Consider the following 14,226-nt stretch of genomic DNA (forward strand, 5'->3'; position numbering starts at 1 on the left):
AGCGGCGCGGCATGCACGCACAAGAGTAGTGGCAGCGGGGCCGCCTGCGCAATGCGTTTTGCGCAGCAGCACGCGCAAATACTCATCTCGCCTGCGTCAACAAACGCCGTCGGGCGCGACCTGAGCGGGTCACAGATGCCCGCCCACGCCGAACAGCCCGATGACCCCGATGATGATCAGATACAGCGCGACGATGTAGTTGAGCAGACGCGGCACGGCGAGAATCAGAATGCCTGCGATGAGCGCGACGAGCGGCCCGATGGCGACGTGAATGTTCATGACGGCTCCCTGGTGGCGGCGGGTTTCGAACCTTTGCGTTGATGCCCTGGTGGCTTGTTGTTGCTTCGACCTAGGTCTGGACTCGTCGCTGCGCGCTTGCGGGGCGAGCGCTCGCGACCTCTCCTATACTGGGCCGGTGTCCCAGTTATCAGACGAAAGCGGGACGAATACGGTCGGCATGGCGACGAGGGCCGACTCGCTCCCCTGGATCGACAAGAAAAAGGAGGTCGACATGTTCCTTCGCCGTGCCGCCGCAAACGCCGTGCCCACGCCCTCCCGCTCCTCCGCCGATTCAGGTAGCCTTTCCCGGTCGCGCCGGACTGAGCGCCGACCCGCGCATCTCCTCACCCAGCTCGTCAAAGGTGTTGTCATCATGGCTTCCGTCGCCGCGACGCATGCGTTCGCGCAATCCGCTTCCACGACCGCGCCCGCGGGTGGCGTCTACAACCTGATCGTCGGCACCTATACGAGCGGCAAAAGCGAGGGCCTCTACGTCTACCACTTCGATACGCAGACGGGCGACATGCAGCCGGTCAGCGTGGCGAAGACGGTGAACCCGTCGTTTCTCGTGGTGAGCAAGGACAACCGCTTCGTCTATGCGGTGAACGAGCTGCCCGGCGACAACGGTCCCGCGAGCCTGCGCGGCGACGTGAGCGCGTTCGGCTTCGATGCCGCAAGCGGTCAGCTCACGTTTCTCAACAAGGTGTCTGCGCAGGGCAACGATCCGTGCTACCTGAGCCTCTCGCCGGACGGGCGCTATCTGTTCGTGGCGAACTACTCGGTCGCCGCCGACCCGGGCGGCAGCTTCGCGGTCCTGCCCGTGCAGCAGGACGGCAAGCTGGGCGAGTCCGTGCTCACCGTGCACCACGAGGGCGGCGGCCCCGTGAAGGGGCGTCAGGACAACGCGCACGTGCACTCGACGGTGTTTTCGCCAGACGGGCACTATCTCTTCACCCAGGATCTCGGCACCGACAAGCTGTGGACGTATCTCTACACGCCGGACGGCAGCCGCGGCCTGGTGAGCCCCACCGAGTGGCGTTATACCGATGTGAAGTCAGGCAGCGGTCCGCGTCACCTGATCTTCGGCAATGACGGGCGTCACGCGTATCTCACGAGCGAACTGGCCGCCACCGTGACGGTGTTTGCGTATCACGATGGCCACATGAAGCCGGAGCAAGTGGAGAAGCTCGCGGAGCCGGGCTTCAAGGGAACCCAGGGCGCGGCGGCACTCCATCTGTCGCCGGACGGCAAGTTCCTCTATGTTTCCAATCGCGGCGACGCCAACGACATCTCGATCTTTGCCGTCGATGGCGACAGCGGCAAGCTTAGGCGCGTGGGGCGCCAGTCGAGCCTCGGCAAGTCGCCGCGCGAGTTCGCGATCGATCCGACCGGGCAGTGGCTCATCGTCGGCAACCAGAACAGCGATACCGCCTACGTGTTCCGCCGCGATCAGCAGACTGGGTTGCTCGCGCCGAACCCGAAGCGCATCGAGATCGGCTCACCGGTCGATTTCAAGTTCGTCGCGCAGTAACGGCTCGAGATGACGAAAGAAGGCGCGCGGCGCGCCTTCTTCCTCACTCGCCCTGGCCGCCGCCGGGCACGAGCACTTCGCGGCTGCCGTTGATGCCCATCGGCGAAACGAGCCCCGCCGTTTCCATCTGTTCGACCAGACGCGCGGCGCGGTTGTAGCCGATGCGCAGTTGCCGCTGCACCGACGAGATCGATGCGCGCCGCGTGCGCACGACGAACGCGACGGCCTCGTCGTAGAGCGGGTCGGCTTCGGCGTCGGGCGAGTCGCCGAACAGGTCCTGCGGCGCGCCTTCGGCAGCCGGGCCGTCGAGAATGCCTTCGACGTACTCGGGCTCGCCGAACTGCTTCAGATACTCCACCACGGCGTGCACTTCCTCGTCGGCGACGAACGCGCCGTGCACGCGCTGCGGGTAGCCCGTGCCCGGCGGCAGGAACAGCATGTCGCCCTGGCCGAGCAGCGACTCGGCGCCCATCTGGTCGAGAATCGTGCGCGAGTCGATCTTCGACGACACCTGGAACGCCACGCGCGTCGGAATATTCGCCTTGATGAGACCGGTGATGACGTCCACCGAAGGACGCTGGGTCGCGAGAATCAGGTGAATGCCGGCGGCGCGTGCCTTCTGTGCGAGACGCGCGATCAATTCTTCGATCTTCTTGCCCGCAACCATCATGAGGTCGGCGAGCTCGTCGATCACGACCACGATCATCGGCAGCGGCGAGAGCGGCTCGGGGGCTTCCGGCGTGAGCGAGAACGGGTTGCCGATCTTCTTTTCGTGCGCTTCGGCGTCGCGGATCTTCTGGTTGAAGCCCGCGAGATTGCGCACGCCCACCGCCGACATCAGCCGGTAGCGCTTCTCCATCTCGCCCACACACCAGTTGAGCGCGTTGGCGGCGAGCTTCATGTCGGTCACGACCGGCGCGAGCAGATGCGGAATGCCTTCGTAGACGGACAGTTCGAGCATCTTCGGGTCGATCATGATGAGCCGCACGTCCTCGGGCGTCGCCTTGTAGAGGAGCGAGAGGATCATCGCGTTGATCGCGACCGACTTGCCCGAACCGGTCGTGCCCGCCACGAGCATGTGCGGCGCCTTGGCGAGATCGGTGACGATCGGATGGCCGACGATGTCCTTGCCCATCGCGATCGTGAGCTTCGACTGCGAGCGATGGTAGGGCGCCGATTCGAGGATCTCTGAAAGGCGGATCATCTGGCGGCGCGCGTTCGGCAGTTCGAGGCCCATGCAGGTCTTGCCGGGGATCGTCTCCACCACGCGGATCGACGTGAGGCCGAGGCCGCGCGAGAGATCCTTCATGAGGCCGACGATCTGGCTGCCGCGCACGCCGAGCGCGGGTTCGACTTCGAAGCGCGTGATGACCGGGCCCGCCGAGGCGCCGACCACCGTCACGGGGACCTTGAACTCCTGGAGACGCTGCTCGATGAGCTGGCTCGTCTCTGCGAGCTTCTGCTCGGAGACGGGCTCGATCTCTGACGATGCACGCTCGAGCAGATCGAGGCCCGGCAGCTCGACCGCCGATGCGCTGAGCGGCTCGAACGCGAAGGACGTGGGCGCGTGGCCGCGCACGGAAGTGCGCTGGACTACGGGCTCGGGGGCTTCGACCAGCTCGGGGGCTTCGATGGCTTCGGGTGCTTCGGATGCGGACTCGAAGTCGGGGCTCGCGGCGCCGGGATCGGTCGCGATGGCGGGGTAGGGCGCCGCGATCGGCGTGGCAACCGGCGTCGCGGGCTGCGCGGGAGTCGGCGTGAGCGTGGGCTCGGCAACGGCAGGATGGCTTACCGGCTGCGATTCGGCAACCCATGGCGGCGTTGCTGTGGGTGCGGGCGCTTGCGCTGCGGGCAGGGGCGTCGCGTCAAAAGCCGGTGTCTGGGTTGGCGGCGCGCCAGGTGCCGGCAAGGCCTCAGCGGCTTCGTTCGCAACGCCCTGCGCTTCGTCCATCGACGGGGGTTGCTCGCCGACGCTGGCGGATTCGCTGTGCGCGACGGGCGCGAAAGACTCGCTCGCCTTCTGCTCTGCCACCGGTGAAGGCGCTACGTCGAACGGCGTCGCGGCGTCGTCGGGTTGCGCGTCGCGTGCGAAGCGGGGGAAGTGCACGATGTCCGACGCGGCCGCTGTGTCGAGCTGATCGTCTGCTTCGTGCGCATCGTGCGATTCGGCCGGAGCGGGTTGCTCGGCCTGCGCGCTTGCCGCGACCGGCGTTTGCGTCGCTGCGGGCACTGGCACTGGCACTGGCGCCGGTGCCACAACGGGAGAAACCGCTGCAGGCGCAGGCACCTGCTCCTGCACCGTCGACGGGCTGAACGTGAAGAACGGTTCGGCGGCGCGCGTCTCGGCGGGGGCGGTGGACGGTTCGTCGTCGAGCAGGATCCACGGCATGCCGTGATCGAGCATTGGCCACGCCGAGGGCGTTGCGGCTTCCTCCGCTGCAGCTTGCACCGGCTCGACATGCGTTGCCTCGCTCGAAGCGCCTTGCGCGGCTTCGTCCACGTGCGCAGCCATCGGTTGCCAGGCAGTCGGCGCAGCCGTGTAGCCGGCGCTGACCGGATTCGGCTCGAACGATGCCGGGTTCTGAGCCACGGCAGGGTAGGAGGCAGCGGACGTCGCGCCCGGCGTCGTGTCGCCCGGTTGCGCCGAGGCCTGCGTTTCCACGAACGACTGCACACCCGCGTTTGGCGAAACGTAATCGCCGTCCGGCTGCGTGACCGGAGTGGACGTCGCGTCCAGCGACCCGGCCGACGGCATCACCGGGAGCGCCGCCGTCGCGATGTCCGGCGATGCGCTCGGGAATTGCGCGTGCGTCTGTTCCTCGCCCGTGAGCGCACTCGCTTCGTCCAGGGTGCGGCGTGCGAGGCTCGCGCCGGCGAGCGTGGTCCAGCGCGCGGCGTTTTCTTCGATCGAGCGCAACGTTTCGAGCACGCTCGTCGAGAGCGGCGCCTCCGCCTGCGGCGCGCTGGTGGGGGCGGGGCGCGAGTAGGCCGGCGTCGCGGGCGGCGTTTCGGCTGGATGCGAACCGAACGGCGCCGTGCGCGGCGCACTCATGGGCGGGCGAGGGTTCACGCGCGCGGGCTGCCCCTGCCAGACGTACGGCTTAGGCGGCTTCGCGACGCGCGGCGGCGCGGCGGCCGCTGCGCGCGCGGCCGTGCTGCCCGCCGCGGGCGGTGGCGCCGTGCGGCGCGGCATGACGGGTTGCGCGAACGGCGAAGTCAGCGGATCGAGCGGCGCCGGCGTCGTGCCGAACGCGGCACTACGCGCGGCGGCCGCGGCTGCTGCGGCACCGGCCGCGAGCGGCGCAGCGTGCACTGCCGCCGCCGAAGCTGTGCGCGCGCCCGCGCCGGTCATCGCGGTGGCCATGGCCGGTCGCGTGTGAGCCGTCTCCGCCCGCCACGGCGCATTGGGTTGCGCGGGGAAGCCTTGCGCCCCATGCGCAAGCGCTACGTCCTGCGCTGCGCCCGCACCGCGCGCCGGCTGGCGGCGCGCGTCGCCAAGCGGCGCGCCTGTCTGCAACGGCGCGCGCGGCGGCTCCATCGGGGCTCGCGACGCGCCCGCAGGCGGCGTTGGCCCCGGCGCACGCGTGCCGCGCAGCCAGTCGGCGGTCGCGGTCGGTTCGGTGCGCGCCCACGCCGCGGAGGGATCGGCGGGACCACGGAAGCCCGGTTCGGCACGCCACGACCCAGCATCGGCAAAAGCGTCCTGTGCGGTGGCAGCGGCCGACACTGCGCCAAGTCCCGCAGCCATCGCACCGGCTGCGCGCGGGTTATCGCGACCCTCGCGCGCGTCACGCGCCGGCGGGCGCCAGATCGTCGGCCGTTTGCGTCGCGCGCCGTCGCCAGGCATCGGTGGATTGAAGATGGCGGCGCTATGCGCGGGCAGTCCCTCTTCGGCCGCGGCGCGGCGGCTGCGGCGTTCGCGGCGCGGGCTGTCTTCGGTGTCGCGCGCGGCGCGGATGTTCAGGCCGAGGCCGAGCGAGATGTCGGCCCACGCGAGGAATTCGCGCCAATGGAAGTCGAGCAGCCACGGCAAGCTCACGAGGAGGAGCGCCGTCATCGCGAGCGGCGCGGCCACGTGGCCGATGAGCTTGCCGAGCCCGCCCGCGAGCGCGTGGCCGAGCCCGTTGAAACCGGCGATGTCGATGAGCGTCGCCTCGAGCGCGCAGCTCGCCACGAGCACGCCGACGAAGCCGAGCCAGAGCCTGATCGTGCCCGGGCCGCGCAGGCCCGCGCCGCCCGGCAGCACGGACTTGACGAGACGCCAGATCAGAGGGATGAACCAGACGGCCGAAACGCCGAACCAGCCAGGAACTACCGTGTGCATGCCAAAGATGTACGTAGAGAAGGTGTGCGACGTGTGGAGTGTAACCGCTCGGCCTCTGCGCGCCGCCATCCACATGAGGGTCGTGTTGCGCGCGGTACGGCGGGCGTTGCGCGGCCGACACGCCAGAGACCCTGCGCGCGCCGCTTTGGTTCGCGCGCAACAAAAAAAGCGCCGCGCCGGGTAAGGGCGCGGCGGCTCATGCGCGCAGCGTTCACTGCGCCGGTTTGGCGTCGGAGGCGGCGCCGGGCATCGCGGCCGGGCCCGTGCCTGGCTCGGCGCCCTGCTCGGCGAACGTCAGGCGGTCGCCATTTTCGAGCACGAGAAAGAGCGATTGCGGATGGCGCATCTGCACGCCCGAGCGCGCGATATGCGAGAGCGCTTCGAGATAGGCGCCCTCGATATCGCCGCCTGCGCCGATGCACGCCATGCGCGTGCCGCCGAGCTGGCTGAACGAGAGCAGGCCGTTCTTGAGCCTGTAGGCGCCGAAGTAGCGGTTGCAGCCCGAAAAGCCGCTTGCGCGGCGCTGGCCGTTCTCGGTCGAGAGGTCGAGCGTAATGGGGCGGGCGTCGGGGTTTTCGGCGTTGCCGGCATCGGCGTTGCGCCCCGGCAGGGCGCGCATCGTGCCGTCGGCGCGCTTCCATTCCACGAGCTGCCAGTGGGTGTTGTCGAGCAGCTGCGTCGTGGCGGGGTTGAACGGATCGGGCAGCGGCGCGGAGGCGTCCGTGTGCACAGGCAGCTTGCACGCGCACACCAGCAGGGCCGCAGCGAGCATCGCCGTGCGCGAGGCCAGCTTTCGCGCGAATTCGCCTCGGGCAGGGCGCAGGCGCGGGCGCATATTCATGCGCGGGCTCTCGCTCGGCGTCTGGCTAATAGGCATCGCATCGTTCCTCGTAATCGACGAAGGCGTAAGCGTAACGCACCGCGCTGCAGCATGCGAGCGCAAACGTGCGCGCGCCGTGCTGGAAACGGGCGGCCGCCGACGCGCCAAAGCGCCGCGCCGCGGCGGGGTCGCGTGTTAACATCGGCGCTCTTACGCATTTGCGCCATACCGCCATTCTGGAGACATCATGCAAACCCGCCCCCGCATCGGCACGCCGCTTTCCGCTTCCGCCACCCGTGTCATGCTGCTCGGCGCGGGCGAGCTTGGCAAGGAAGTGATCATCGCGCTGCAACGTCTCGGCGTTGAGGTGATCGCCGTCGATCGTTACGAAAATGCGCCCGGCCATCAGGTCGCGCATCGCGCGCACGTGATCGACATGGCCGATCCCAAGGCGCTGCGCGCGCTCATCGACGCCGAACGCCCGCATCTCGTCGTGCCCGAAATCGAAGCGATCGCCACCGACGCGCTCGCCGCCGTCGAGGCCGAGGGTGTCGCCGAGGTGATCCCCACCGCGCGCGCCGCGCAACTCACGATGAACCGCGAGGGCATCCGCCGCCTCGCCGCCGAGGAACTCGGCCTCGCCACCTCGCCCTACGCGTTCGCCGATTCGCCCGACGAGCTGAAGGCGGGCGTCGCCAAGGTCGGCTATCCGTGCGTGGTGAAGCCGGTGATGTCGTCGTCGGGCAAGGGGCAGTCGGTCGTGCGCAGCGACGCCGACGTCGAGCGCGCCTGGGAATATGCGCTGGCGGGCGGCCGCGTGAACCGCGGTCGCGTGGTCGTCGAGGGCTTCATCAACTTCGACTATGAAATCACCCAGCTCACCGTGCGCGCCATCGACCCGGCCAGCGGCCAGGTGCAAACGTATTTCTGCGATCCGATCGGCCACCTCCAGGTGGACGGCGACTACGTCGAATCGTGGCAGCCGCAGCCGATGAGCGCGAAGGCGCTCGAACGCTCGCGCGAAATCTCGCACAAGGTGACCGAGGCGCTGGGCGGGCGCGGTCTCTTCGGCGTCGAGCTGTTCGTGCGCGGCGACGAGGTGTGGTTCTCGGAAGTGAGCCCGCGCCCGCACGACACGGGGCTCGTCACGCTCGCGTCGCAGCGCTTCTCCGAGTTCGAACTGCATGCGCGCGCGATTCTCGGCCTGCCCGTCGATACGACGGCGCGCGGTCCGGGCGCCTCGGCGGTGATCTACGGCGGCATGGACGCGCGCGGCATCGCGTTCGAGGGCGTCGCTCAGGCGCTGGCCGTGCCGGGCGCGGATCTGCGCCTGTTCGGCAAGCCCGAGAGCTTCGTGAAGCGCCGCATGGGCGTCGCGCTCGCCACCGGCGCCGACACCGACGAGGCCCGCTCGCGCGCCCGCGAAGCGGCCGCGGCGGTGCGTCCGGTGCCGGGCGACACTGCGCAGTGAGCGCGCAGTGAGCGCGCAGTGAGCGTATAGCGCGGCGCCAACGCAACCTACGGAGAACACGATGATCGATGCTCGAAGCGGTGCAATCCGGCTGGCGGCGGCGTGCGGTCTCGCCGCCGCGCTGCACGTGGGCGCGGCGAGCGCGGCAAATGCGGCAGCCCCGCTCGAAGTGCGTGACATCCAGGTGCAGTCGCGCCACACGTTCAGCTACACCTGCGCCAACAGCAAGACTTTCAAGGTCACCTATCTGAACGCGGCCAACGGCCAGAGCTTCGCCCTCGTGCCCGTGGCAGGCCGCAAGCTCCTTTTCGTCGGCGTGATCGCGGCCTCGGGCGTGAAGTATGTCGCCGACCGCTACACGTGGTGGACCAAGGGTCCCGGCGCCGATCTCTACGACGTCACGTCCGACGCGAGTCCGAAGCCGGTGCTCTCGGGCTGCGCGACGATCATGCGCTGACGCCGAACGCACGCTTCACGACGCATTCCGCCTCGCGGGAGTAACCTGACGGCCTGTTCGCGAAGGCCGGCTGCCGCCCGCGCCGCCGGCCACGCTCTTGCCAGCGAGGTGGTCGATGAAAGCATCGGATCTGTTCGTGAAGGCGCTCGAAGCAGAAGGCGTCGATTATGTGTTCGGTATTCCAGGGGAAGAGAACCTAGATCTGCTCGAATCGCTGCGGCGCTCGAAGATTCGTCTGATCGTCACGCGCCACGAGCAGGCCGCAGGCTTCATGGCTGCCACTTACGGACGGCTGACGGGCCGCACCGGCGTGTGTCTGGCCACGCTCGGGCCCGGCGCCACCAACTTCGTGACCGCCGCGGCCTACGCGCAGCTGGGCGGCATGCCCATGCTGATGGTCACGGGCCAGAAGCCCATCAAGTCGAGCAAGCAGGGCCACTTCCAGATCGTCGACGTGGTGCGCATGATGGAGCCGCTCACCAAGTACGCGCGGCAGATCGTTTCCATCGGCAACATTCCGGCGCTCGTGCGCGAGGCGTTTCGCCAGGCCGAGCAGGAGCGGCCCGGTGCCGTGCATCTCGAGCTGCCCGAAGACGTGGCCGACGAAGAGGGCGACGGCAAGCCCATTCCCAAGAGCTTCAGCCGCCGGCCCGTGGCCGAGGAAAAGGCCGTCGCGCACGCGGTCGGGGCGATCTGCAAGGCACGCCATCCGCTTCTCATGATCGGCGCGGGCGGCAATCGCAAGACCACGCGCAACGTGCTGCGCGAATTCGTCGACGAGACCGGCATCCCGTTCTTCACCACGCAGATGGGCAAGGGCGTGATCGACGAGTCGCATCCGCTCTGGCTCGGCAACGCCACGTTGTCGGACGGCGACTTTGTGCACCGGGCGATCGAGCACGCCGACTGCATCATCAACGTCGGCCACGACGTGATCGAAAAGCCCCCGTTCTTCATGCGCAGCGCGGAAGAGAAAACCGTCATCCACGTGAATTTTCTCGGCGCGGAAGTCGACCCCGTGTATTTCCCGCAGATCGAGGTGGTGGGCGACATCGCCAACGCCGTGTGGCAGCTCAAGGAAAGCCTGAAACCGCGCGAGCACGCGTGGGACTTCGCGCGCTTCGAGGAGATCAAGCGCCATTTCGAGGCGCATCTCGCCAAAGGCCAGCACGACGAGCGCTTCCCCATGTACCCGGTGCGGCTCGTGCACGACGTGTACGGCGCGATGCCCGAGGACGGCATCCTGTGCCTCGACAACGGCATGTACAAGATCTGGTTCGCGCGCTACTACCGCGCGCGTGAACCCAATTCGATCCTGCTCGACAACGCGCTCGCCTCGATGGGCGCGGGGCTGCCCTCGGCCATCGCCACGAAGATCGTGCATCCGCAGCGCAAGGTCGTGGCGGTGTGCGGCGACGGCGGCTTCATGATGAATTCGCAGGAACTGGAGACGGCGGTGCGCCTGAAGCTCGATCTCGTCGTGCTGCTGTTGCGCGACGACGCGTTCGGCATGATCCGCTGGAAGCAGGAAAACATGAATTTCCCCGATTACGGGATGACGCTGCAGAACCCCGATTTCGTCGACTATGCGCAGAGCTACGGCGCGCATGGCCACCGCGTGGGCTCGGCGGACGAACTCAAGCCGCTCGTCGAGCAGTGCCTGGCGCAACCGGGCGTGCATGTGATCGACGTGCCCATCGACTATTCGGACAACGAGCGCGTGCTCAATCGCGACATCAAGCGCCTGAGCGCGCAGCTTTGACGCCGCACTTACGGAGAACCCGTCATGCTCAAACCGACTTATCCGTACTATCTGGCCAACGAGGCCGTCGCGGCCAACACCGACCTCGAAGTCACCGACAAATACAGCGGCGAAGTCGCCACGCGCGTCGCGCTCGCCGACGCGAAGGCGATCGACCAGGCCATCGCGGCGGCCGAGGCCGCCATGCCCGCCATGCGCGCGTTCCCGCCGTACAAGCGCCAGGCCGTGATCGATCATTGCGTGGCGCGCTTTCGCGAGCGCTTCGACGAGCTGGCGATGGCACTGTGCATCGAGGCGGGCAAGCCGATCAACGATTCGCGCGGCGAGGCCACCCGCCTGATCGACACGTTCCGTGTGGCCGCCGAAGAGAGCGTGCGCATCGACGGCGAGATCGTGAATCTCGAGATTTCGGCGCGTGCGAAGGGCTATCACGGCTACGTGAAGCGGGTGCCGATCGGGCCGTGCTCGTTCATCTCGCCGTTCAACTTCCCGCTCAATCTGGCGGCCCACAAGGTCGCGCCGGCGCTCGCTGCGGGCGTGCCGTTCGTGCTCAAACCCGCGAGCCGCACGCCGGTGGGGGCGCTCATCATCGGCGAGGTGCTGGCGGAAACCGACCTGCCCAAGGGTGCGTTCTCGATCCTGCCGGCGCACCGCGACGGCGCCGACCTCTTCACCACCGACGAGCGCTTCAAGCTGCTCTCGTTCACGGGCTCGCCCGCGGTGGGCTGGGACCTCAAGAAGAAGGCCGGCAAGAAGAAGGTGGTGCTGGAACTGGGCGGCAATGCGGCGGCCATCGTCGACGGCGATCAGGGCGGCAAGCTCGACTACGTCGTGGACCGGCTGGCGTTCGGGGCGTATTACCAGTCGGGGCAGAGCTGCATCGGGGTGCAGCGCATTCTCGTGCACGCGTCGATTTACGACACGCTGCGCGAGAAGCTCATCGCCAAGGTCAAGACGCTCAAGATGGGCGACCCGAAGGACGAGAAAACCTTCGTCGGGCCGATGATCTCCGAGTCCGAGTCGAAGCGCCTCGCGGGCTGGATGGAGAGCGCAGTGCTCGCGGGGGCGAAGATCGTCGCGGGCGGCAAGGTGGACGGCGCGATGTTCGAGGCCACGCTGCTCGAAGACGTGCGACGCGACACCGACCTCTACCGCAAGGAGGCGTTCGGGCCGGTCGCGATCCTCGAGCGCTTCGACGACTTCGGCAAAGCGCTCGACATCGTCAACGACAGCGATTTCGGCCTGCAGGCCGGCGTGTTCACGGATTCGCTCGCCAACGCGCACCGCGCGTGGGACGGCCTCGACGTGGGCGGTGTGGTGATCAACGACATTCCGTCATTTCGCGTCGATAACATGCCGTACGGCGGCGTGAAGGACTCGGGCCTCGGGCGCGAGGGCGTGCGCTACGCGATCGAGGATATGACCGAACTGCGGTTGATGGTGATGCGCGAGACGTGGTGAGCAGGGAGCAGCGGGCTGGCGGAAAAAGGGTGCGATGCTTCGCCGCATGGCGCCTGAGGATTTCCCATGCGCCGCTTTGCAGAACGCGTGGCCCGCTGCCATAGGGATTTATGCCAAGGTGCTACAATACCGGCCTTTCGGCCCTTTGCGCCTGCCACAAAGGGCGGGCAGAACGCCGGCAGAAAGCAAGCAGCAAGCAGGCAGCAAGCCGCCCCGAGGCTTGCTGGATCGGCCTGAATCGCCGATCGAGCCGTTTTGACATTTCCGGTGCACACGCCCGTCAATAGACGAGGACGGCGCCGGAACCATCTGGAATCGAGCGAGTCTGGCTGGGTTGAACCCGAGCGAGCGCGGCGATGGAGCCAGCGCCCCGTCCCCCCGGCAGATTGTCTCGTCGTCCACGGGCCGTCCCGGGCCATCCGTTTGCCGGGAGGCCCTCGCGGGCGTGTGTTCCGCCCGTCGCCGCAGGGCGCCTGACGTGTTGTCCGGCGCCTTTGCATCGACCTGCAATGCCCAGCAGTGACCTTTTGAGGCGCTCCCGCGCCTTGCGCGAATAGCGCCTTTATAGCGAAGCCACCATGTCCGACACAGCCGTCACGCCCAGCACTGCGAACTTTGACCAGTTTGGTCTGGCCCCCGAAATTCTCCGGGCCATCAAGGAGCAGGGCTACACGACGCCCACGCCGATCCAGGCAGAGGCGATTCCCGTGGTGCTCACGGGCCGCGACGTGCTGGCTGCAGCGCAGACTGGCACGGGCAAGACGGCGGGTTTCTCGCTGCCGATCCTGCAACGCCTCTTGCCGATGGCGAGCACGAGCGCCTCGCCCGCCCGCCATCCCGTGCGCGCGCTGATTCTCACGCCCACGCGCGAGCTGGCCGACCAGGTCGCCAACAACGTGCGCACCTATGCCCAGCACACGCCGCTGCGCAGCGCGGTGGTGTTCGGCGGCGTCGACATGAATCCGCAGTCCGACGAGCTGCGCCGCGGCGTGGAAATCCTGATCGCGACGCCTGGCCGCCTGCTCGACCACGTGCAGCAAAAGACCACGAACCTGGGTCAGGTGCAGATGCTCGTGCTCGACGAAGCCGACCGCATGCTCGACATGGGCTTCCTGCCCGACCTGCAGCGCATCCTGAACCTGCTGCCGAAGGAGCGCCAGACGCTGCTGTTCTCGGCCACGTTCTCGGGCGAGATCAAGAAGCTTGCCGCGACCTATCTGCGCACGCCGCAGACCATCGAGGTGGCACGCAGCAACTCCACCGCAACCAACGTCACCCAGGTGGTGTACGAAGTCGCCGAGGGCGACAAGACCGGCGCGGTCGTTCAGTTGATCCGCGACCGGGGCCTGAAGCAGGTGATCGTATTCTGTAACAGCAAGATCGGCGCGAGCCGTTTGGCGCGCCAGATCGAAAAGCAGGGCATCGTCGCGGCCGCGATCCACGGCGACCGCACGCAGAACGAGCGCATGCAGGCGCTCGACGCCTTCAAGCGCGGCGAGATCGAAGCGCTCGTGGCGACCGACGTGGCCGCGCGCGGCCTCGACATCGCCGAACTGCCCGCCGTCATCAACTTCGACCTGCCGTTCAACGCCGAAGACTACGTGCACCGCATCGGCCGCACCGGCCGCGCGGGCGCCTCGGGTGACGCGCTGTCGCTGTGCAGCCCGAACGAGAAGAAGCAGCTCGCCGATATCGAGAAGCTCATCAAGCGTCCGCTGACCGTGGAGCGCCTCGTGGTCGACGTGCCGGTGCCGCATCACGAGGGTGGCGGCCGCCGCCGCGAGCGCGACGGCTATGAAAGCCGCGAAGGCCGCGGCGAGCGTGGCGAGCGCGGTACGCACCGCCGCGCGGCGTCGTTCGAGCGCCCGCATCATCATCGTTCGCAGCCGATCGACGACTTTTTCCTGAAGCCCTACGAGCCCTCGGCGGCTGCGCGCAGCAAGGCCGAAGACAAGCCCGCGAACGCCGCGCCGCAAAAGCAGCAATCGAAGCAGCCGCTCGCGGCGCTGCTGGGCGGCCTCGGGTCGTCGTGGCGCAACAAGCCGACGTCGTCTTCGTCGAGCTGAGTTCGCGCGCGAAAGATTCGCGCGGCGCAGAAAAAACGGCATGTCGCTCCAGGCG

10 protein-coding genes are annotated in these 14,226 nt (G+C 68.0%); 6 read left to right on the forward strand and 4 right to left on the reverse strand.

Going from position 1 to position 14,226, the window contains the following annotated elements:
- Positions 1 to 129 precede the first annotated feature (129 nt).
- The gene (locus AB4Y42_RS28080) at positions 130 to 279 is read right to left on the reverse strand and encodes a DUF3096 domain-containing protein (RefSeq protein WP_081771773.1); all 150 of its coding nucleotides are present in this window, start codon (positions 277 to 279) and stop codon (positions 130 to 132) included.
- Positions 280 to 511: 232 nt separating this feature from the next.
- On the opposite strand from AB4Y42_RS28080, the gene AB4Y42_RS28085 reads away from it, so the two are divergent.
- On the forward strand, positions 512 to 1,810 hold the full coding sequence (locus AB4Y42_RS28085) for a lactonase family protein (RefSeq protein ID WP_368695971.1): 1,299 nt from the start codon (positions 512 to 514) through the stop codon (positions 1,808 to 1,810).
- A gap of 43 nt (positions 1,811 to 1,853) precedes the next feature.
- Here AB4Y42_RS28085 and AB4Y42_RS28090 read toward each other — a convergent pair whose 3' ends face one another.
- The 3 genes from AB4Y42_RS28090 to AB4Y42_RS28100 all read right to left on the reverse strand — a co-directional run bounded on the left by AB4Y42_RS28090 (position 1,854) and on the right by AB4Y42_RS28100 (position 7,156).
- A complete protein-coding gene (locus tag AB4Y42_RS28090) occupies positions 1,854 to 6,134 on the reverse strand; it encodes a DNA translocase FtsK (RefSeq protein ID WP_368695972.1) in 4,281 nt (1,426 codons plus the stop codon).
- A gap of 211 nt (positions 6,135 to 6,345) precedes the next feature.
- Positions 6,346 to 6,969 (reverse strand): META domain-containing protein, encoded by a 624-nt coding sequence (locus AB4Y42_RS28095; RefSeq protein ID WP_368696003.1) that lies wholly within the window; start codon positions 6,967 to 6,969, stop codon positions 6,346 to 6,348.
- A gap of 31 nt (positions 6,970 to 7,000) precedes the next feature.
- Positions 7,001 to 7,156, reverse strand: a complete 156-nt coding sequence (locus AB4Y42_RS28100; RefSeq protein ID WP_368690881.1) for a hypothetical protein — start codon at positions 7,154 to 7,156, stop codon at positions 7,001 to 7,003.
- Positions 7,157 to 7,201: 45 nt separating this feature from the next.
- Between AB4Y42_RS28100 and purT the strand changes: the two genes are divergently transcribed.
- From purT to AB4Y42_RS28125, 5 genes are all read left to right on the forward strand, one after another.
- Positions 7,202 to 8,425, forward strand: coding sequence for a formate-dependent phosphoribosylglycinamide formyltransferase (gene purT / locus AB4Y42_RS28105; protein ID WP_368695973.1), 1,224 nt, complete (start codon positions 7,202 to 7,204; stop codon positions 8,423 to 8,425).
- Between the two features lie 61 nt (positions 8,426 to 8,486).
- The gene (locus AB4Y42_RS28110) at positions 8,487 to 8,882 is read left to right on the forward strand and encodes an MliC family protein (protein ID WP_368690879.1); all 396 of its coding nucleotides are present in this window, start codon (positions 8,487 to 8,489) and stop codon (positions 8,880 to 8,882) included.
- Positions 8,883 to 8,997: 115 nt separating this feature from the next.
- The gene (locus AB4Y42_RS28115) at positions 8,998 to 10,644 is read left to right on the forward strand and encodes an acetolactate synthase large subunit (protein WP_368695974.1); all 1,647 of its coding nucleotides are present in this window, start codon (positions 8,998 to 9,000) and stop codon (positions 10,642 to 10,644) included.
- A 24-nt stretch (positions 10,645 to 10,668) separates the two neighbouring features.
- Positions 10,669 to 12,105, forward strand: a complete 1,437-nt coding sequence (locus AB4Y42_RS28120) for an aldehyde dehydrogenase family protein (protein WP_368690877.1) — start codon at positions 10,669 to 10,671, stop codon at positions 12,103 to 12,105.
- A 578-nt stretch (positions 12,106 to 12,683) separates the two neighbouring features.
- Complete coding sequence (locus AB4Y42_RS28125) at positions 12,684 to 14,171, forward strand: DEAD/DEAH box helicase (protein ID WP_368690876.1); 1,488 nt, start codon at positions 12,684 to 12,686, stop codon at positions 14,169 to 14,171.
- Positions 14,172 to 14,226 lie beyond the last annotated feature (55 nt).

The sequence above is a fragment of the Paraburkholderia sp. EG286B genome, assembly GCF_040965655.1.
Taxonomy (GTDB): domain Bacteria; phylum Pseudomonadota; class Gammaproteobacteria; order Burkholderiales; family Burkholderiaceae; genus Paraburkholderia.